The organism is Pseudomonas sp. B21_DOA (genome assembly GCA_030544685.1).
Classification (GTDB): Bacteria; Pseudomonadota; Gammaproteobacteria; order Pseudomonadales; family Pseudomonadaceae; genus Aquipseudomonas; species Aquipseudomonas fluorescens_AO.
On sequence record CP086683.1, the window covers coordinates 892,273 to 912,240 of the forward strand.

At 60.3% G+C, this 19,968-nt stretch carries 12 protein-coding genes and 5 pseudogenes; 7 read left to right on the forward strand and 10 right to left on the reverse strand.

From position 1 onward, the window contains the following. Positions 1–15: 15 nt before the first annotated feature. Both LJU32_04290 and LJU32_04295 read right to left on the reverse strand, forming a co-directional pair. Positions 16–381, reverse strand: a complete 366-nt coding sequence (locus LJU32_04290; protein ID WKV89607.1) for a hypothetical protein — start codon at positions 379–381, stop codon at positions 16–18. 40 nt (positions 382–421) lie between these two features. Further along, positions 422–1,971: pseudogene (locus LJU32_04295) on the reverse strand (PLP-dependent aminotransferase family protein). A gap of 92 nt (positions 1,972–2,063) precedes the next feature. On the opposite strand from LJU32_04295, the gene LJU32_04300 reads away from it, so the two are divergent. The 3 genes and pseudogenes from LJU32_04300 to LJU32_04310 all read left to right on the forward strand — a co-directional run bounded on the left by LJU32_04300 (position 2,064) and on the right by LJU32_04310 (position 3,827). Further along, entirely contained in the window at positions 2,064–2,687 is a 624-nt protein-coding gene (locus LJU32_04300; GenBank protein WKV89608.1) for an FMN-binding negative transcriptional regulator, read from the forward strand. Positions 2,688–2,697: 10 nt separating this feature from the next. After that, positions 2,698–3,144 carry a GNAT family N-acetyltransferase gene (locus tag LJU32_04305; GenBank protein WKV89609.1) on the forward strand — a complete coding sequence of 149 codons (447 nt, stop codon included), beginning with the start codon at positions 2,698–2,700 and terminating at the stop codon, positions 3,142–3,144. A 12-nt stretch (positions 3,145–3,156) separates the two neighbouring features. Beyond that, positions 3,157–3,827: pseudogene (locus LJU32_04310) on the forward strand (GNAT family N-acetyltransferase). Positions 3,828–3,944: 117 nt separating this feature from the next. Here LJU32_04310 and LJU32_04315 read toward each other — a convergent pair. Then, positions 3,945–4,847, reverse strand: coding sequence for a homocysteine S-methyltransferase family protein (locus LJU32_04315; protein WKV89610.1), 903 nt, complete (start codon positions 4,845–4,847; stop codon positions 3,945–3,947). A 113-nt stretch (positions 4,848–4,960) separates the two neighbouring features. Between LJU32_04315 and LJU32_04320 the strand changes: the two are divergent. Next, positions 4,961–5,777 (forward strand): annotated as a pseudogene (locus LJU32_04320) (ABC transporter substrate-binding protein). Beyond that, a complete protein-coding gene (locus LJU32_04325; protein ID WKV89611.1) occupies positions 5,774–6,610 on the forward strand; it encodes an amino acid ABC transporter permease in 837 nt (278 codons plus the stop codon). The pseudogene LJU32_04320 and the gene LJU32_04325 overlap by 4 nt, the downstream one beginning before the upstream one ends. 7 nt (positions 6,611–6,617) lie before the next feature. On the opposite strand, the gene LJU32_04330 is transcribed toward LJU32_04325, so the two are convergent. After that, complete coding sequence (locus LJU32_04330; protein ID WKV89612.1) at positions 6,618–6,896, reverse strand: helix-turn-helix domain-containing protein; 279 nt, start codon at positions 6,894–6,896, stop codon at positions 6,618–6,620. After that, positions 6,893–8,242: a HipA domain-containing protein gene (locus LJU32_04335; protein ID WKV89613.1), complete on the reverse strand. Its 1,350-nt coding sequence runs from the start codon at positions 8,240–8,242 to the stop codon at positions 6,893–6,895. Before LJU32_04335 ends, LJU32_04330 begins: the two co-directional genes overlap by 4 nt. 369 nt (positions 8,243–8,611) lie before the next feature. On the opposite strand from LJU32_04335, the pseudogene LJU32_04340 reads away from it, so the two are divergent. After that, positions 8,612–10,821 (forward strand): annotated as a pseudogene (locus tag LJU32_04340) (autotransporter domain-containing protein). Between the two features lie 206 nt (positions 10,822–11,027). On the opposite strand, the gene oadA reads toward LJU32_04340, so the two are convergent. Both oadA and LJU32_04350 read right to left on the reverse strand, forming a co-directional pair. Then, positions 11,028–12,836: a sodium-extruding oxaloacetate decarboxylase subunit alpha gene (oadA, locus tag LJU32_04345; protein ID WKV89614.1), complete on the reverse strand. Its 1,809-nt coding sequence runs from the start codon at positions 12,834–12,836 to the stop codon at positions 11,028–11,030. A gap of 101 nt (positions 12,837–12,937) precedes the next feature. Further along, positions 12,938–14,353, reverse strand: a complete 1,416-nt coding sequence (locus LJU32_04350) for an acetyl-CoA carboxylase biotin carboxylase subunit (protein ID WKV89615.1) — start codon at positions 14,351–14,353, stop codon at positions 12,938–12,940. Between the two features lie 190 nt (positions 14,354–14,543). Between LJU32_04350 and LJU32_04355 the strand changes: the two genes are divergently transcribed. Next, the gene (locus LJU32_04355; GenBank protein WKV89616.1) at positions 14,544–15,506 is read left to right on the forward strand and encodes a LysR family transcriptional regulator; all 963 of its coding nucleotides are present in this window, start codon (positions 14,544–14,546) and stop codon (positions 15,504–15,506) included. On the opposite strand, the gene LJU32_04360 is transcribed toward LJU32_04355, so the two are convergent. The 3 genes and pseudogenes from LJU32_04360 to LJU32_04370 form a co-directional block, all read right to left on the reverse strand. Further along, on the reverse strand, positions 15,448–15,651 hold the full coding sequence (locus LJU32_04360) for a hypothetical protein (GenBank protein ID WKV89617.1): 204 nt from the start codon (positions 15,649–15,651) through the stop codon (positions 15,448–15,450). The two genes, LJU32_04355 and LJU32_04360, sit on opposite strands and share 59 nt — an antisense overlap. A 233-nt stretch (positions 15,652–15,884) precedes the next feature. Continuing rightward, the gene (gene hexR, locus LJU32_04365; protein WKV89618.1) at positions 15,885–16,751 is read right to left on the reverse strand and encodes a transcriptional regulator HexR; all 867 of its coding nucleotides are present in this window, start codon (positions 16,749–16,751) and stop codon (positions 15,885–15,887) included. A gap of 127 nt (positions 16,752–16,878) precedes the next feature. Further along, positions 16,879–19,751: pseudogene (locus LJU32_04370) on the reverse strand (EAL domain-containing protein). Between the last annotated feature and the right edge of the window lie 217 nt (positions 19,752–19,968).

Consider the following 19,968-nt stretch of genomic DNA (forward strand, 5'->3'; position numbering starts at 1 on the left):
CTCCGAAACGCTCAATCACGCGCTCGACAAGGCGGCGAAAAACCTGGAAGAGAAAGGCACCAGCACGCGCATTCGTCTGGTCAAACAGCAGCTACCCACGGCGGCGGGCGTGCAGTGGCTGAAGGAAAAGGGGAAATAACCATCGATAAAACCGTGACCCGGCGGCCCATCCGACACCGCCAGCATGATTTCCTCGACGAGTACCGGATTCGTGATGCTCACAATGACAAGGTCCTGTGCTACGCCCATTTTCACTACAGCAGCGCCGACGCGCCTGATCCATCGTTCATTCGCGGGCATATGAAAACCGTCGCCCAACAACGGATGGGCGGCGCCTACGAGCCCAGCCAGCAAAGCAACCAGCAACTGATTGAAATCCATCGCAGCGAAATTTCCAGTCGCTCGGCCGAAGCGTTGTTCTTCAATCTCGCCAAACCTGTCGCAAGCGCGCCAGTGCCGCTGTGATCGCAGACTCCGGCACAGCGGCAAAACCCAGCACCAGGCCGGCGCGCTGGGCCATCGGTGTAGTCGAGTCCGGCAACCAGTAACTGCTCAGGCCGTTGATTTCGACATCGACCTCAGCGGCCTGAGCGATCAATTGCTGCTCGCGCTCGATGCTGTCCACGGCGACGGTCAGGTGCAGCCCGGCCGGCACGGCGGGCAGTTGACCGACGCCGGCGACCGTCGGCCAGCCTTCGAGCAGGCAGTTGCGTCGGCTCAGCGCAGCCCGGCGCATGCGGCGGATATGCCGCTGGAAATGCCCGGCGGCCATGAATTCGGCCATCACCGCTTGCGTGCTGACCTCCGAGTGCCGAACATCGACGGCGCGGCGTTGCGCGAACGCGTCGACCAGCGCGGGCGGCAGCACCAGATAACCAAGGCGCAAAGCCGGAAAAGCGACTTTGCCAAACGTGCCGACGTAGAGCACACGACCCTGACGATCAAGTGCCGCCAACGGCGCCAGCGGTGCGCCGGTGTAGCGGTACTCGCCATCGTAATCATCCTCGACGATCCAGCCACCGACACGCTCGGCCCAGGCGAGCAACTCCAGACGCCGGGCCAGGCTCATCACCACGCCGGTCGGGTACTGATGGGACGGCGTGACGTAAGCCACCCGACAATCGCTGAGCTGAGCCATGGCGCTGCAGTCGATGCCATCGCTGTCTACCGCCACCCCATGCAATTTCGCCCCCGCTACAGCGAAGGCATGCCCGGCGGCGCGATAGCCCGGATTCTCGATCGCCACGCCGTCCCCAGGCTCGACCAGCAACTGTGCACAAAGGCTGATGCCCTGCTGCGCGCCACTGGTGATCACAATTTGCTCAGCCGTGCACTGCATGCCGCGGGAACTGCGCAAATAAGCGGCGATCATGCCGCGCAGTCGTGCATCGCCGGCCGGATCGCCGTAACACAGTTGCTGCAGATCCGGTTTACGCCAGAAAGCCGCGTTCAGCTTGGCCCAGACCTCGAACGGAAACAGATCGAATGCCGGCACGCCCACCCTAAAGGCCCGCGGCGGACCGCTCGGTGGTCGCGGCAAATGATGCTTTTCGATGCGGGAAAATCCGTCACTGTGGATAACTTTGCTGGATGGATTCACAGGTAAATCCAGCCAATTTGTGGATAAGGCTGTGGGTAAGTCTGTTGACAAGCCTGTGGATGAATTTGTGGATAGTTTTTCTTCGACGTGGACGCATGAGCCAATTGCGCCACGTAAGTACCGTCGCCGACGCGTCCTTCGATAAAGCCTTCGGCATACAACTGATCGTAGGCGCGCACCACGCTGTTGCGGGAAATGCCCAGCGCCGCGGCCAGGTCACGGCTGGCCGGCAATCGCGTGCCGCTAACGAGGCGCCTATCAAGCACCCGCTGGCGCAAGGCCTGATAGAGCTGGCGGCTCAGGCCCTGACGGCGATCGAGTTCGATTCCGGCCGGATTGAAAGGCATCGACAGCGGCGGTAGTTCAGGCATGGCAATGGACCTATGAAATGGCTCATCAATGGCTCTTACAACGGACCAATAGCCTGCCTAGGATGCAGGCATTCGCCAAGGAAAATCTGTCCATGTACACGCCAAGCGCCTTTGCCATCGAAGACTTGTCCCAACTGCACGAACTGATCCTCGCCACGCGCCTGGCCATTCTCGTCAGCCACGGTGCGAGCGGCCTGCAAGCCAGCCACGTGCCGGTGCTGCTGCATCGCGAACAGGGTGAGTACGGCACGCTCTATGGCCATCTGGCCAAGGCCAATCCGCAGTGGAAGGACCTGCGGGACGGCGCCGAGGCGATGCTGATCTTTGCCGGACCAGACGCCTACGTCAGCCCGAGCTTCTACCCGAGCAAAGCCGAGCACGGCAAGGTCGTGCCGACCTGGAACTATATCGCCGTGCACGCCTACGGCCATGCCGAAACCTTCAGCGATGGCGGGCGCCTGCTCGATATCGTCAGCACCCTTACTGACCGTCACGAAGCGGGCCGCGCCCAGCCATGGTCGGTCGATGATGCACCGGCCGATTACATTGATGGCATGCTCAAGGCCATTGTCGGTTTTGCCATTCCCATCGACCGCCTCGAGGGCAAACGCAAGCTCAGCCAGAACCGCAGCGCCGAAGATATCGCCGGCGTGCGCGACGGCCTTGCCGCCAGCCCCGACGCCAACGACCAGACCCTCGCCCGCTTGATGCGCTAAGGAAACCCGCATGACCCAGATCGACATTCGCCCGGTCAGCGCCAATGACCACGCCACCTGGCTGCCCCTGTGGCAGGCCTACCTGCGCTTCTACAATACCGAGCTGCCAGACGCCGTGACCCAAAGCACCTGGCAGCGCTTTCTCGACCCGAACGAACCGACCCACGCCACCCTCGCCTGGGCCGAGGGCAAAGCGCTGGGCATGGTGCACTACATCTATCACCGCTCGAACTGGAGCGTCGAAAATTCCTGCTATCTCCAGGATCTGCTGGTAGCGCCGGAAGCCCGTGGCACCGGTGTCGGTCGGCGGTTGATCGAGCATGTCTACGCTACCGCCAAGGCCGATGGCTGCTGCAAAGTCCACTGGCTGACCCACGAAACCAATGCAACGGCGATCCAGCTCTACGAGCGCATCGCTGAACGCCCGGGCTTCATCCAATTTCGCAAGGCCCTGTAAGGAGACGCGCACATGACCGCTTCACTCGCTGACTGGAAAGGCGTCCCCGCCCCTCCGCCACCCTGCTCGAGGGCCGTTTCATTCGTCTGGAAAAACTCGACCCGGCGCGCCATGCCGAGCAGCTTTACGCCGCCCTCGAAGGCCCCGGTGCCGATCCGAAACTCTGGGATTACTTGCCTTACGGGCCGTTTCCCGAGCGCAGCGCGTTCAACGACTGGCTGAACAATCATGCGGCCAACAGCGACCCGTATTTTTTCAGCGTCATCGACCGTGCGACGGGTCAGGTGCAAGGCATCCTCAGCCTGATGTCGATCGTCCCGGCCCAGGGCCGCATCGAAATCGGCCATGTCACTTTCGGTGCGCCAATGCAACGCTCGCCGAAAAGCACCGAGGCGGTGTACCTGCTGGCCAAATATTCGTTCGAGTTGGGGTACCGGCGCCTGGAATGGAAATGCAACAACGGCAACGCCCGCTCCAAATACGCGGCCGAGCGTCTGGGTTTCAGCTTTGAAGGCGTGTTCCGCCAGCACATGGTGGTCAAGGGCCAGAACCGCGACACCGCGTGGTATTCGATTCTGGATGGGGAATGGCCAGCGATTGGTGCTGGGTTCGAGCGCTGGCTGAGCGATGAAAACCAGACGCCTGATGGCCAGGTGAAAGGCTTGGCCGAGTGCCGTAGCTGATCGTCACAAAGCCCCTGTGGGAGCGAGCCTGCTCGCGAAGGCGCTGTGTCAGTCACCGCAAATATTGACTGACCGCTTTCGCGAGCAGGCTCGCTCCCACAATTGGCGGGGTCTTTCTTAACGACGCAGTTCTTGCGCCAGCACCGCAATATGCTCCGGACCGATCCCGCAGCAGCCACCCAGATGACTGGCGCCGCGCTGTTGCCAGTCCAGCGCCCAGTGCAGATACCCCGGCGGATCGAGATCGTCACGCAACGGATCGAGCCCGTCGTTGGCCGTGGCTTCTTTCGGTTGCGGAGGAAACGCGTTGGCATACGCGCCGATATTGATCGTGACGCCGAGACGCTCAAAGGTTGCGCGCGCCGCGTCGATGGCCGCGCCAATCACTTCAGGCTGACTGCAATTGAACAGCAGGGTTTCGACGCCAAGTTGAGCCGCCACCGCAGCCGCATCGGCTACCGGCTCACCGGAGCGCAGGCGTGGCACTTCATCGGTGTCTTCATCCTTGAGGGTGAACGACAGCCAGAACGGTTTGCCGTCCTTCGGCAACCCGGCGTGAATGGCCCGCGCCTCGACGATCGAACTCTGGGTTTCAGCCAGCCATAGATCAACGTGCGGGGCCAGCCCCTTGACCAGCGGCGTCAGCAATTCGCTTACCCGATCCGCTTCGAACAGGTCCGGACGGTACGAGCCGAACAGCGGCGGCAACGAACCGGCAACACGCACTGGCTTGCCCGATGCCTGCACGGCCCGCCGCGCCAACTCCCCAGCCAGTGCCGCAAGCGCCTGGCCTTCAGCCGCAAAGCGCGCCTCGCCAATGTGAAACGGCACCACCGCGTAACTGTTGCTGGTGATCACGTCCGCGCCGCTGTTGATGTAAGCGGCATGCACCGCCTCGACCGCCTGCGGCGCTTCACTCAGCGCCAGTGCCGACCACTCCGGTTGGCGAAACGGCGCGCCGGCGCGTTGCAGTTCACGGCCCATGCCGCCATCGAGAATGACCGTTGCTGCTGCGCTCATATGCGATTCACTCATATGCTTATGAAAATAACTCACTATCAGAGTCGTTCTTATAACTATTTAATACGCACCACTCGGTTAATAACAACCTCTTTTTTCAACAGGGATCGACTGTGAAATTCCAACCGCTATTGGCCCTGGGCCTGACCATTCTGGCCTCCACCCAAGCCTTCGGCGGCGCGACGCTGGACCGTGTCGAGCAGAAAAAGAGCTGGTCGGTGTGCTGATGGAGAGCTATCCGCCCTTCTCGTTTCTCAATGAGCAGAATCAACTCGACGGTTTCGATGTCGAGGTTGCCAAAGCGGTGGCGGACAAGCTTGGCGTCAAACTGCGTCTGGAAACGCCGTCCTGGGACGTGATCGCCGCCGGCCGCTGGAGCGGGCGCTACGACATCTGCATCTGCTCGATGACCCCGAGCAAGGCCCGCGCCGAAGTATTCGACTTCCCGGTCGAGTACTACGCTTCGCCAGCGGTGATTGTGGTCAATGCCAAGGACGATCGCATCCACAGCGCCAAGGACCTGAGCGGCAAAAGGTCGGCCTGACCAGCGCCTCCAGCTACGAAAGCTATCTGAACAAGAACCTGGTCATCGAAGGCGCCGAGGATACCCAGTTGGAGTATCCGTTCGAGGATGTGCAGATCGCTCCGTACGATACCGACAACGTCGCCTTCCAGGATCTGGGCCTGGGCGCCGGCGTGCGCCTGGATGCGATCCTCACCAATCTGGTCACCGCGCAGCCGCGCCTGAACCAGGACCAGCGTTTCAAACTGGCCGGCGAACCGCTCTACTCGGAACCCAACTCGGTGGCCATCGAAAAGGGTGACCCGCAGTGGGACGCCAAGGTACGCGAGGTGTTTGCCCAGCTGAAACAGGACGGCACCCTGAGCAAGCTGTCGCAGAAATGGATCGGCGCCGATATCAGCCAATGACTTCCTTTCCGACCCCGCCACAGCCACCGCAACCGGTGGCTGAGACACGCCTGCAAAAGCTCTTCGGTTTCCGTACGCGCCTTTATCTGACCTGGGCTGCTCTGTTCTGCCTGTTCGCCGGATTCTTTCTCAGCTTCGACCTGAAGTTCGCGATCATCCTCGACAAGTTGCCCAACCTGGTCGGCCTGAAGCTGGCGCCGAACGGATTTCTGCAAGGCGCAGCGCTGACGCTGTTCCTCTGCGCCTGCTCGATCATCGCCTCCTCGCTGCTGGGTTTCATCACCGCGCTGGCGCGCCTGTCGAACAGCGCCGTGGCGTTCGGCATCGCCAGTTTCTACACCTCGTTCTTTCGCGGCACGCCGCTGCTGATCCAGATCCTGCTGATCTACCTCGGCCTGCCGCAACTGGGCATCGTCCCGGGCGCCATCGTCGCCGGCATCATTGCCCTGTCGCTGAACTATGGCGCGTACCTGAGCGAAATCTTCCGCGCCGGGATCCTCGGCGTCGATCACGGCCAACGCGAAGCCTCCCTGGCACTGGGTCTGCGCGAAAGCGTGATCTTCTGGCGCATCACCCTGCCCCAGGCCATGCGCACCATCATCCCGCCGACCACCAACCAGTTCATCTCGATGCTCAAGGACTCGTCGCTGATCTCGGTGATGGGCGTCTGGGAAGTGATGTTTCTCGCCCAGTCGTATGGGCGCTCAAGTTATCGCTACATCGAAATGCTCACCACGGCGGCGATCATCTACTGGCTGATGTCGATCGGGCTGGAGCTGATTCAGGCACGGATGGAGCGGCATTACGGCAAGGCGTATGTGCGGCGTAGTTGAGGTGCATTCAAATGGTGTCCCGGCGTATTCGCACAACGCCCATTTTCATGCCGAAGGGGCGGAACACCGCGTTCAGCGACTTCAGGGTCTGATTGCCTTCGCCATGTTCGATATGCACCAGCGTGCGCACTGAAATCTTGCACATCTTCGCGAACTGAGTCTGATGCAGACCGGTGACTTCGACCCGTAAACGGCGCACGGCGTCACCGATTTCCAGAGTGCCTTCGGCCAGCGCTTGCTGAATGCTTTCGATGAGCGCCGTGCGCTCGAGGACGGTCAGACTCATTGCAGGTCCCACTCTTTCAAACGTTGCTCGAGGTTTTTCAGGTGAACGCTCGGGTGATTCATGGTTCTGGCGGGCAAACCGCTGGCTGCAAGAATATCCGGCAGTGCGGCCAGACGGCGGGCATCCGCGCGCAGGCCTTCGAACAGCGCTGAGGCATCCAGCCCCGTCAACGATTCGTGCGGATCCGCGCTATCGGCCAATACGCGGCAGACACCTCGCCAATCGACATCTCCCGCCCGCTCCAACTCTTTTGGCCACTTGGTCGTACGAGTCACGCCTTCGTCATCCATGACCATCGGGGCGAGGTCATAAATAGGCGCGAGCTGGAAAGCGTTCTCTTGCCGGATAATCGCCGTGTTACGACCGTGGTTATCGGAGTTTCCGAGGATTTTATTGATCAGGTCGCGACGCAGATAATCGGCGACGAGGCTGGGAATCTGGCTGGCCTGACCCGCTTTGCGCCAGAGCCCGGCGAGCATGCGGATCACTTCCAGATGATTCATGGCACTGCCTGGCGTCGTCACTCCAGCCAGCGAATAAACCGATTCGACGGCGAAACGCGACACCGCCCCATCTTTCACTTGTCGATCAAAACGCCGCATCCACACACTCGGTTTGCTCGCCTCTTCCAAGGCCAGGCCTTCCGCCGCGACCGTTTCGATGCCCAATGTCTGCAGCGCTTTGTAGTAATGGAATTCGCTGCGCAGGATGTCCTGGTCGGTCTGCCCGCCCCTGTTTTTGGCGAATTTCACGAACCAGTGCTGTCGCACTTCTTCATCGTCCAATACCGCATCGGGATACAGAAGCCCGGCACTGTTCTCTGCCAGTAATAGCTTCGGAGCTTCACCACCTGCCCCCGTCGCGCCACTGATGGCCGCGCCCAGCTCGTAGGCATATTCAAGAAAGCGATTGTCGCGGCTAATGACCTCCTCGCGCTTGAATCCGATCGGCTTTCTTTCATCGACTGCTTCCGCCGATTCCTTTATTCGCATGTTGCCAATGGGGGCCGGTGTACTGCGGCCCAGCAGAAACAGATCGGCGCTGATCTCGGCGGGTCTTTCCTGACCCAGGCGGGCGAGTAGAAACCGCTTGGCTGCGCCTGCCGGTGCGATGTCGTGGACAAAGGCTGGCGTCTTCGCGCGCCGACCTTCCCAATCCAGCGGATACAGGGCACTCACGGCTTGGGAAAAAGGCGACCCGATCAACTCAATGTTTTCCACCAGATAGTCCGCTTCATAGCCAAAACTGCAGCGGCTTTCGAAGCCTTTTTCCGGATTATCGAAATCAAGAATCATCGCGTCGTGCCATTGCCCGGCGGTGAAGATCTGAAGCGTCAGTTCGTACATGTTGATTCCATGTGCATTTCAATGCATTTCAACGAGGAAGGATCTCTTACGCATGCAATATAGTGCATTCAAATAAGCCCATGCACCGCAAAATCTGCAACAAAATGCAGATTAACTCATGCGATCGGATTTATGGATGCAAAATAATGCAGATACGCGACTGAGGTCACGCTGATAAAAAGTCGTCATTAGTAGAAAGCCGTAGGAAAAAGAACGGATGACGCTGCGCAAAAGCGTCGTTTGCCCAGCCCGCTGAGAGTTTTTCTACAGAGCCATCCGATGTCGCCTGCGTAGATGCGGGAAGCGGCCGACATCGGTTTTTTCGGGCAGCAATAGAGTTGGGTCTTCTCGATAAGGAGGTCGAACTTGATGCCCACTCAAAACCTATTCGCACCAAAACACTTGGCTCTGGCTATTTCATTGGCAATGGGTGGCGTAGCGCTGGCTAACGCCGAGCAATCCACTGAAGCAATAGAGCAGCCCCCAAGCATGGAAACGACGGAGCAGCCCGAAACCAACCCCAAGCAACAGGCGATGGAACGGCTAAAGGGTTTTCTCACCGACGCGAGCACGGTACCGATAACCTTTACGACACCGGAAACCTTGTTCAAAGGGACTGACGTCAACGACCTGATTACCCTAACCGACGGCGCAAGCTTCACGGGTCGGCTGGATGGCGGCAAGGGCGATAATGTGTTGTTCCTGAATGCTGCGAATGGCGGCACGTTGAACGACACGCGCAACTTCAATGGGTTATTCGTCGCCCAAGGCAACTGGACGCTGAGCTCCAAAGGCGATTTCCATGAAGGTGTTCTGGTCAACAGCGGTGGAGCGTTGACCAACCTCGGCAGCATCAAGGGCGATGTGTATGTCCAGAATGGCGGCAGTTTCGCCGGTAAAGGCACGGTGGGAAATCTTGAGGTGGGTGGGCTGCTCACCGTCAATGCAGCGCTTGGCGCACCGCGAGTGAAAGGTAATTTGCACTTGGCGCCTGGTGCCGAATTGGCTTACGAGGTCACTCCCGCTGGTGGTCAGACGATCAAGGTCGATGGTACAGCCCAACTCGAAGGTGCCACCCTGAAGATTGTTTCGGCTCCCGGTGAATATCCGCAGAGCAGCCAATACAAAATCATTGAGGCCCGAGAGGTAAAAGGCGAATTCGGCAGGATAGAGAACGATCTGGCCTATATGACCGCCACAGCTCAATACAACAAGAAGTCGGTTGGACTGACTTACGCTCGCAATGGTGAACCGATTCAAAATCTCGCCACTTCAGAAAACGGCGGTTCACTTGGCGAAAGTATCATCGAGCCTGAAACACCAAGATCCCCCGTTGCACCAATATCAACACCTACGATGCAAACGCCCGCTCCAGCCTCAAGAGCAGATGCAATCCCAGCAGCATCGCCAGCCCCGGCCTCGGTTGCGACCTTGGCTGAAGACGCCATTTCGGTGGAATCATCTACACCAAACACAATCGTGACTTCACAAACCAGCGCAGTTATCCCACGGCCCGCGTCCGAGCCCACAAGGCCGACCAACGCAGCGGTCGCCGCACTACTCACCAGCGATAAGACCACCGCGCCCATCGCCCTTGATCAACTCGCCGCCGGCAGCAATGCCAATCTCGCCAAAGCCACACTGAGCAGTGTCACGCCGGTCAGTGCGAGCATGCTCTCGGCGATGCGCCAACTGGACAACCGTTCCGGCTCTACTGACGGCTCGCGCAGTTCAACTCATCAGGCCTCGGGCAGCGAAGGCTCCGGGCGGGTGTGGTTTCAGGCATTGGGCCACGGCGGCAAGATTGACCGCGACGCCGACGGCATCCTTCAACATGCCACTCAAGGGCTGGTCATGGGCGCTGACTGGCGACTCGACGAGCACTGGCATGTCGGCCTGCTCGGCGGCAAATCGCAGACGAAACTCGATGCCCGCCAGTACGACGGCGACCTCGACAGCTGGCACCTCGGCGCCTACGCCGTGCGTCAGGATGGCCCGCTATCGCTGCGTCTCGGCGCTACCTACGCCAGCCATGACGGCAGCAGCACACGGCGGGTCGCGTTCAAGGGTTTCAGCGATCGGCTCAAGGGCAATTACGACGCCAATACTCAGCAAGCATTTGCCGAGGCCGGGTTCAACCTGGGCCGCAACAACGTGACCCTCGAACCCTTCGCCAGCCTCGGCTATCAGCGTTATCAGCGCGACAGTTACAACGAAAAAGGAGGCGACGCGGCATTGAAAGTCTACGGCCAGACCCGCGACAACTTCAGCAGCACCTTCGGTCTGCGGGTTGCGCAGGTCAACACGCTGGATAACGGCATGCATTTGACTCCGCGATTGAGCGCCGGCTGGAAACATACCTTCGACGAGATCGACAGCGACACTCGCCAACAACTGCTCAAGGGGGCAAGCGTTTCGAAGTGACCGGCGCGGCACTGGATAGGAACGCTCTGTCGGTGGATGCGGGGGTCGATCTTGGTATTTCAGCGGCGCACACGCTGGGCGTGGGCTTGACGGGTGAGCTGGGCAACGACAGCCGAACATATGGCGTAGCGGGTCAATGGCGCATGGCGTTCTGATGGATTAAGCACACCTACTGTGGGAGCGAGCCTGCTCGCGAAAGCGGTGGATCACTCGCAGATGATGTTGGCTGGTCCGACGCATTCGCGAGCAGGCTCGCTCCCACATCGGCTCCTCAAGCGAGCTGAGAAATATCGAAAATCACAGGCAAAAAAGGGGAGCACCTGCTCCCCGAGGTTTAAAGCGTTGGATCGCGACTGTTATCTCAGCCTTCGATCTCGACGAGGATTTCGCCCGGGTTGACCCGATCGCCCTTGGCCACATGAATCGCAGTGACCTTGCCGGCAATGGCAGCCTGGACTTCGGTTTCCATCTTCATCGCTTCGGTGATCAGTACCGCCTGGCCAGCCTTGACGGTGTCGCCTTCCTTGACCAGCACATCGACGATGTTGCCGGGCATGGTGGTGCTGACGTGGCCTGGCGCCGAGGCCTGTTTGCGTTTGCTGCTGCCACCGCCGACGAACTCGTTGAGCGGTTCGAACACCACTTCTTCCGGCATGCCATCGATGGACAGATAGAAGTGGCGCTTGCCTTCGGCCTTGACGCCGACACCGGTGATATCGACGCGGTAGGTTTCGCCGTGGACGTCGATGACGAACTCGGTCGGCACGCCTTCGCCGCCCGCCGAGGCAACGGCACCCGCTTCCGGGATCGGCAATAGCACTTCCGGCGTAAGAGTGCCGGCAGCGCGTTCTTCGAGGAATTTGCGGCCGATATCCGGGAACATGGCGAAGGTCAGTACGTCTTCTTCGGACTTGGCCAGTGCGCCGATATCGGCACGCAGCTTGGTCATTTCCGGCTTGAGCAGATCGGCCGGGCGCACGTCAATGACGTCTTCGCTGCCGATCGCCTGACGGCGCAGTTTTTCATTGACCACGCCCGGCGCCTTGCCATAGCCGCCCTGCAGATACAGCTTCACTTCGTTGGTGATGGTCTTGTAGCGCTCGCCGGCCAGTACGTTGAAAAATGCCTGGGTGCCGACGATCTGCGAAGTCGGCGTCACCAGCGGCGGGAAGCCAAGGTCTTCGCGTACGCGCGGGATTTCCGCGAGCACTTCGCTCATGCGGTTCAGAGCACCCTGCTCTTTCAACTGGTTGGCGAGGTTGGAAATCATCCCGCCCGGCACCTGGTTGACCTGCACACGGGTGTCGACGGCGGTGAATTCGCTTTCGAACTGGTGGTACTTCTTGCGCACGGCATAGAAGTACAGGCCGATTTCCTGGAGCAGCTCCAGATTCAGGCCGGTGTCATATTCGGTGCCTTTGAGCGCGGCGACCATCGACTCGGTGCCCGGATGGCTGGTGCCCGAGGCGAAGCTGGAGATTGCGGTATCGATGTGATCGGCACCGTTTTCGATCGCCTTGAGCTGGCACATGGCGGCCAGGCCAGCGGTGTCGTGGGAATGGATGAACACCGGCAGCGACTGCTCGGCTTTCAACGCACGCACCAGTTCACCGGTGGCGTATGGCGTGAGCAGACCGGCCATGTCCTTGATCGCCACCGAGTCGCAACCCATGGACTCCATTTGCTTGGCCTGGGTGACGAAAGCGTCGATGGTGTGCACCGGGCTGGTGGTGTAGGCGATGGTGCCTTGAGCATGCTTGCCGGCAGCTTTCACCGCTTCGATGGCGACACGCAGATTACGCACATCGTTCATGGCATCGAAGATGCGGAACACGTCGATGCCATTCACCGCTGCTTTGGCGACGAAGGCTTTGACCACATCGTCGCTGTAGTGGCGATAGCCGAGCAGGTTCTGCCCGCGAAGGAGCATTTGCAGGCGGGTATTGGGCAGCGCGGCACGCAATTGGCGCAGACGCTCCCACGGGTCTTCCTTGAGGAAGCGCACACAGGCGTCGAACGTCGCGCCGCCCCAGCACTCCAGCGACCAGTAGCCGACCTTGTCGAGCTTGTCGCAGATCGGCAGCATGTCTTCGGTGCGCATGCGGGTGGCGAGCAGCGATTGGTGAGCGTCGCGCAGGATGGTGTCGGTAACGAAGATCTTCTTAGTCATTGGTATCTCCTCATAGCGGCGAACTTCAAGCTACGAGCTGCAAGAAAAAGCCAATCTGCTTTTACTTGCCGCTTGCAGCTGAAAGCTCGCAGCTGCTTCATTCATAGGCCTGCGTGGGCGGCGATGGCGGCGGCGATGGCCAGGGCCAGCTCTTCGGGTTTGCGCTTGATCGAGTAGTTGGTCAGTTCCGGGTGGCTTTCAACGAAGCTGGTGTTGAACTGGCCGCTACGGAATTCCGGGTTACGCAGAATTTCCTGGTAGTACGCGGCGGTGGTCTTCACGCCCTGCAGACGCATGTCGTCGAGGGCGCGCAGGCCCCGGTCCATCGCCTCTTCCCAGGTCAGCGCCCAGACCACCAGTTTCAGGCACATCGAATCGTAGAACGGCGGAATGGTGTAGCCGGTGTAGATCGCCGTGTCGGTGCGCACGCCCGGGCCGCCGGGGGCGTAGTAACGGGTGATCTTGCCGAAGCTCGGCAGGAAGTTGTTCTTCGGGTCTTCGGCGTTGATACGGAACTGCAATGCAAAGCCACGGTGCTGGATGTCTTCCTGCTTCACCGACAGCGGCAGGCCGGAAGCGATGCGAATCTGTTCGCGGACGATGTCGATGCCAGTGATTTCTTCGGTGATGGTGTGTTCCACCTGCACCCGAGTATTCATTTCCATGAAGTACACCTCGCCCTCGGCGAGCAGAAACTCCACGGTGCCGGCGTTCTCGTAACCCACGGCTTTGGCCGCACGCACCGACAGGTCGCCGATGTAGGCGCGCTGTTCCGGGGTCAGTTGCGGGCTCGGCGCGATCTCGATCAGCTTCTGGTTGCGGCGCTGGATCGAGCAGTCACGCTCGAACAGGTGCACGACGTTGCCGAAGCTGTCGCCGAGGATCTGCGCTTCGATGTGCTTGGGATTGACGATGCATTTTTCCAGGAACACTTCCGCCGAACCGAACGCCTTGGTGGCCTCTGATATGACACGAGGGAAGTTCTGTTCGAGTTCTTCGCGGCTGTTGCAGCGACGGATACCGCGACCGCCACCACCGGAGGTGGCCTTGAGCATCACCGGGTAACCGATGCGGTCGCCTTCGACCAAGGCTTCTTCGATGCCGGAGACATTGCCCTCGGTACCGGGCGTCACCGGTACGCCGGCCTTGATCATGCTGCGCCGCGCTTCGGTCTTGTCGCCCATGCGCCGGATGACTTCCGCCGACGGGCCGATGAATTTGATACCGCGCTCGGCGCAGATTTCCGCCAGCTCGGCGTTTTCCGACAGGAAACCGTAGCCGGGGTGCAGCGCATCGCAGCCGGTTTCCACCGCCAGGTTCACCAGCTTGCGCGGGTTCAGGTAGCCGGCCAGCGGCTCGGCTCCGACGCTGTGGGCCTCGTCCGCACGCTTCACATGCAAGGCATGACGATCGGCATCGGAGAAAATCGCAACCGAGCGAATGCCCATTTCGGCGCAGGCTCGTACGATTCGTACGGCAATCTCACCACGGTTGGCGATCAGGATCTTTTTTATCACTTGGAGGTTCCCTTGAGCCGGTGGTACCACGACCTGCTAGACCCAGGTCTACGCGTGACCAAATGTTTCAATTCAGTGGCAGGTCCACACTAGCGCTGCCAAGGGATTAACAAAAATGAATAAAAATTGGGACAGGCATAAGTAAACACTTATAGTCGAAGCACACGACCGCCAACCGAGCCCGAATAATATGCGTAAGTCATTGATGCGTATGACATTGCGTCAACTGCAAATCTTCAATGAAGTGTGCGATCTGCGCTCCTACAGCCGCGCCGCCGAGGAAATGTCCCTTACACAACCGGCCGTCAGCCTACAGATTCGACAGCTTGAAGAGCTGATCGGCCAGCCGCTATTCGATTATGTCGGCAAAAAACTCTATATGACCGAGGCGGCGGAAGCGCTTCAACGTGCCAGTCGCGACATTTTCGGGCGCCTGGAAAACCTCGATATGCAACTGTCGGACATGCAGGGATCACTGCAGGGCCAACTGAAACTGGCAGTGGAATCGAGCGCCAAATATTTTGTGCCGCACCTGTTCGCTGCGTTCAAGCGCCAGCATCCGGAAGTCAATTTGCAGCTGACCGTGGTCAACCGTGGCCAAGTCATTCGCCGTCTCTCGGACAACCGCGATGATCTGGTGATCATGTCGATGGTGCCGCAGGACATGGGCCTGGAGTTTCTGCCGTTTCTGAACAATCCGATTGTCGCCGTGGCGCGCCCGGATCACCCGCTGGCGCACATGGGCCCGTTGCGCTTGCAGGATCTGGAGCCGTATACGCTGCTGATCCGCGAGCCAGGCTCGGGCACGCGTCTGGCCTGCGAGGAATACTTCAAGGAAAAGCGCGTGCACTTCACCCAGACCCAGGAAGTGGCGTCCGCCGAAGCCCAGCGCGAATGCGTATTGGCGGGTCTGGGCCTGGCGCTGTTGACGCGCCACGCCCTGAACCTGGAGCTGGCGACCGGCGGCCTGGTCGAGCTGCCGGTCGAAGAGTTGCCGCTGATGCGCAGCTGGTGTCTGGTGCAGGCCAAAGCCAAACGGCTGTCACCGGTGGCGCACGCCTTCCTGGCCTTTATCCGCAGCGAACGGGCGCAGATTATTGCGTTGGTTGAGCGTTTCGACGGGAAGCTGCGGGCGCTGCCTGCCAGTGAGTGATCTCGGGAAAATCGCCGATCTCGGCCTGAAGCTGGCGAAGTTCGAAGCGATCTTCAATTGCGCGGCGAAATTCCATGCGGCGCTGATCTTCCTGTTGACGACGGGTTTTCGCGGCGCTGTTGCGTTCTTCGTAGGGCTGAGCCATTTCGAGTCTCCCAGGGCGAGTACGGGAGTTTCACGATAGGCGTGGGGGATGACGGTTTGGCTGCGCCGGGATGACAATGTGATGAAATGTGCGCAGGGATGTGCTGTTGTTGAAGACGCTTTCGCGAGCAGGCTCGCTCCCACATTTGATCCCGTTATGACCCAGAATTTATGTTCTCAGGAGATCCCCTGTGGGAGCGAGCCTGCTCGCGAACAAGGTCGGAACGACCTTGCTCAATCATCCAGGGCTTTCACGGCTTTTGGAGACAAACGCAAGCTGCGCAGACTGCGCTTCACGCTCTTGAGGTGATTGACCAGACTCGGCCCGCGCGCCATGGCCACGCCCATCGCCAGAACGTCGATCACGACCAGGTGGGCGATACGCGAAGTCAGTGGTGTATAGATTTCGGTGTCTTCATGTACATCGATCGCGAGGTTCACCGTCGACAACTCCGCCAATGGCGTCTGGCTCGGGCACAGTGTGATCAGCGATGCCCCGCTCTCGCGAACAAGGTTTGCGGTGATCAACAAATCCTTTGAACGCCCCGACTGGGAAATACAGATCGCCACATCGGTGGGCTTCAGCGTCACCGCTGACATCGCCTGCATGTGCGGGTCGGAATACGCCGCCGCGGTCAACAACAAACGGAAGAACTTGTGCTGTGCATCCGCTGCCACCGCACCGGAAGCACCGAAGCCGTAGAACTCGACACGCTGCGCCTGGGACATCAGCGTCACTGCGCGCTGCAACTCCACCGGGTCGAGTTTCTCGCGCACTTCCATCAGGGTGTGCAGCGTGGTGTCGAAAATCTTCAGGCTGTAGTCGGCGACGGAGTCGTCTTCGTGGATCGCGAACTGGCCGAAGCTGGCACCGGCGGCCAGGCTTTGCGCCAGTTTCAGTTTGAGATCCTGAAAGCCGGAACAACCGATCGCGCGGCAGAAGCGCACGATGGTCGGCTCGCTGATACCGACGCTGTGAGCCAGGTCGGCCATGGAACTGTGCATCACTGCCGCAGGGTCAAGCAGCACGTGGTCGGCGACCTTGAGCTCCGACTTGCGTAACAGGTGACGTGACTGGGCGATGTGTTGCAGCAGATTCAAGGGGCTGGACTCTTCTTGTGGGCAAGGATGTAGCAAGCTTGTAGTTATACTACATGAATGGGCATTTTGCCTGCTCAAAGCGTAACTCGATGTCCCGGCATCAGGCACGCTGAGCTGTATGTAGCCCTTACTGCGGATTTCCCTGATCGCGCAAAAGCCCGGCCAGACTGGCAGCGTCCACCGGCCGGCTGATCAGATAACCCTGCACCTCGTCGCAACGCTCCACGCGCAGAAATTCCAGCTGATCCTGCCGCTCAACGCCCTCTGCCACGACTTTCAGCGCCAGCCCGTGAGCCATAGCGATGATCGCGCGAGTGATCGCAGCGTCCGCACTGCCGACGCTCAAGCCGCGAATGAACGCCTGATCGATCTTCACGTAATCCACCGGAATTCGCTTGAGGTAACTCAACGAGGAATAACCGGTACCGAAATCATCGATCGCCAGTTTCACCCCAGATCGCGCAGTTGCTGGAACGTCGCAATGATGTGTTCGACGCTGTCGAGCAAATGGCTTTCGGTCAATTCGAGCTCAAGGCAGTGCGGCGCCAGCCCGGTTTCTTCCAGCACCTGCCGCACCAGACTGACCAGCTTGCCCTGGCGCAGCTGATGCACCGACAGGTTCACCGACACGCGGATCGGCGCCAGGCCCTGGCGCTGCCATTCGCACGCCTGCCAGCACGCCTGACGCAAAACGAATTCACCGATCGGCCCGATCAGACCGGTCTCCTCGGCGAGGCCAATGAAATCCGCCGGCGGCACCTGGCCCATGCTCGGATGATCCCAGCGCACCAGCGCTTCAGCGGCATTCAGGCGACCGCTCTGCAGGCACAGTTTCGGTTGGTAGAATACGGTGAGTTGCCGTTCCTCAATGGCCCTGCGCAAGTGGTTTTCCAGCTGCAGGCGTTCGAGTGTGCTGGCCTGCAAGCTGTCGGTGAAGAACTGGAAATTGTTGCCGCCCAGATGTTTGGCGTGCTGCATGGCCATGTTCGCCTGGCTGACCAGCGCTGAAATTTCGCGCGCATTGTCCGGCAACAGGCTGATGCCCATGGAAGCGCTGACCACCAGTTCATGCCCGTCGACACTCAGCGGCAAACGCAGCTTGGCCGACAACCGCGTCGCCACCCGCGCCAGGCTCGACAGATTGCCGTAGGCATCGAACAGCACGGCAAATTCGTCACCGGACAGGCGCGCAATGGTGTCGGCTTCCGGCAAGGCATTGACCAGCCGCCGCGCCATCTTCTGCAGCAGCTGATCGGCGACTTCATGGCCGAGGCTGTCATTGAGCAATTTGAAGCGATCAAGATTGATGTGCAGCAACGCCAGACTGCGGCGCCCGCCCTGCCGCACCCGCTGATGGGCTTCGTGCAGACGCTCGCGGAACAGTGCACGGTTGGCCAGGCCGGTGAGCTCGTCGTAATGGGTCAGATAGCGCATGCGCTCTTCCGATGCCCGCCGCGCCGAGAGATCGGCGAAGAAGCCGACGATATGGCTGACATTGCCGCGACTGTCGCGCACCGCATTGAGCTGCAGCCACTGCGGGTACAGCTCACCATTCTTGCGGGTTTCCACCAGTTCGCCCTGCCAACTGCCGTACTGCTCCAGCGCATGACGGATCGCCACGTAGTGACGACGGGCATCGCGGCTGCACGGCAACTCGACGACGTTGCGCCCAAGCATGTCGTCGATCTCATAACCGCTGACACGGCTGAACGCCTGGTTGATCGCAATCAGCGCGTAGTCCGGGTCGAGAATCACGATGCCTTCGCTGGCTGCTTCGAACACCGTCGCCGCCAACCGCTGCTGCTCTTCAAGGTTTTTGCTGGCGCTGATATCGCGGCGGGTGCCGACCATGCGGATCACCCGGCCGCTGGCGCTGCGCTCCACGGCGCGACCACGGTCCTCGATCCACACCCAGTGGCCGTCGCCGTGGCGCAGGCGATATTCGACCTGATAATCCTCGGTGCGCCCTTTCAAATGCTCGACCAGGGCGAACTTGAGTGACGGCAAGTCTTCGGGGTGCAGTCGCGGCTTGAGGTCGCGCAGCAGCGCGGTGACGTATTCCGGGGCGAGGCCGAACAGTTCCTGAATCTGTGTGTGGTGGACTTCGTCGGTCTGCAGGTTCCAGTCCCACAGCCCGAGCTCACTGGCCTTGAGCGCCAGCGCCAGGCGCGCTTCGCTTTTGCTCAGGGCCTGATTGGCCGCATCCAGTTCGCGGCTGCGCTGGGCCACGCGATTTTCAAGATCAACCTGTGCTTCACGCAATTGCGCTTCGGCACAGCGGCGCTGCTCGATCTCCTTGCCCAGCTCCTGATTGAGTTGTTCGCTGCGCGTCTGCGCTTGCTGCAAATGCTCGATCAGGTGCTGATTCTGAAAACGCCGGAGCAAGCCGCGATCAATCAGCCGATTGACCTGCCACGCCACCACGCTCAACGAACCGAGCAGGATCAGCCCCAGCCAGCCCCAGCCCCAGCCCTGATCGTCGCCGCCCCAGAACAGGTAGCCGATCGCTGGCAGCAGGCACGGCAAGGTAAACGAGAGGAACGCCGGCAGGCTCACCGCGTAGGCGACACTGGCCGACAGCGTCGCCGCGCCGATCAGGCCGAACACCCAGGCTTGCTGAATGAAATTGTCGGCGGGCACCAGCGCAATGCCGGCGCCGGCCAGGGTCAGGCCGGTCATGGTCGAACCGAGCAGGAACATGCGGAACCAGATCGGCTGGGCCTGGCGATCGGGAATCGCCGAATCGAACGCGGCCACCTGGATCACCCGCAACGCGACCAGCGACAGCAGCCAGACCAGCCAGACGCTGACCACGAAGTAGCGCTGCGGGCTCCAGAGCAGGGCGGCGCAGACCAGGCCGTTAATCAACATGAACAGCGTGGGCAACAACGAGCCCTGATACAGCAGACGCGTGCGCTCCACCGCCATTTCGACGGCATAGTGCTTGCGGATTAGCCGGGGCTCCACGGAGGGGCCCGACAGTTCGGCGCTGAGGGTCATGGGCAACGTTCTTGTTCTTATAAGGAGGGCGTGCGCCCGAAACGTGCACGGAGCATACACAAGCCGATCCCGTTGCCAAACTGCCGCGGATCACAATTTCAGGGATTTTTTCCGCCGCTTGCGCATGGAGGCAAGCCCTCAAGCGAGACGGGCCGAAGCCTGCAGCCAATGACCGACCGGTCGTCATCGGCAGCACTTTCATCGGCTAATGCAACAC

Excerpts from the sequence above, each read along its gene's own strand:
- LJU32_04290 (WKV89607.1), bottom strand. The coding sequence starts at position 381 with ATGGATTTCAATCAGTTGCTGGTTGCTTTGCTGGCTGGGCTCGTAGGC.
- LJU32_04300 (WKV89608.1), top strand. The coding sequence starts at position 2,064 with ATGTACACGCCAAGCGCCTTTGCCATCGAAGACTTGTCCCAACTGCAC.
- LJU32_04305 (WKV89609.1), top strand. The coding sequence starts at position 2,698 with ATGACCCAGATCGACATTCGCCCGGTCAGCGCCAATGACCACGCCACC.
- LJU32_04315 (WKV89610.1), bottom strand. The coding sequence starts at position 4,847 with ATGAGCGCAGCAGCAACGGTCATTCTCGATGGCGGCATGGGCCGTGAA.
- LJU32_04325 (WKV89611.1), top strand. The coding sequence starts at position 5,774 with ATGACTTCCTTTCCGACCCCGCCACAGCCACCGCAACCGGTGGCTGAG.
- LJU32_04330 (WKV89612.1), bottom strand. The coding sequence starts at position 6,896 with ATGAGTCTGACCGTCCTCGAGCGCACGGCGCTCATCGAAAGCATTCAG.
- LJU32_04335 (WKV89613.1), bottom strand. The coding sequence starts at position 8,242 with ATGTACGAACTGACGCTTCAGATCTTCACCGCCGGGCAATGGCACGAC.
- oadA (WKV89614.1), bottom strand. The coding sequence starts at position 12,836 with ATGACTAAGAAGATCTTCGTTACCGACACCATCCTGCGCGACGCTCAC.
- LJU32_04355 (WKV89616.1), top strand. The coding sequence starts at position 14,544 with ATGCGTAAGTCATTGATGCGTATGACATTGCGTCAACTGCAAATCTTC.
- LJU32_04360 (WKV89617.1), bottom strand. The coding sequence starts at position 15,651 with ATGGCTCAGCCCTACGAAGAACGCAACAGCGCCGCGAAAACCCGTCGT.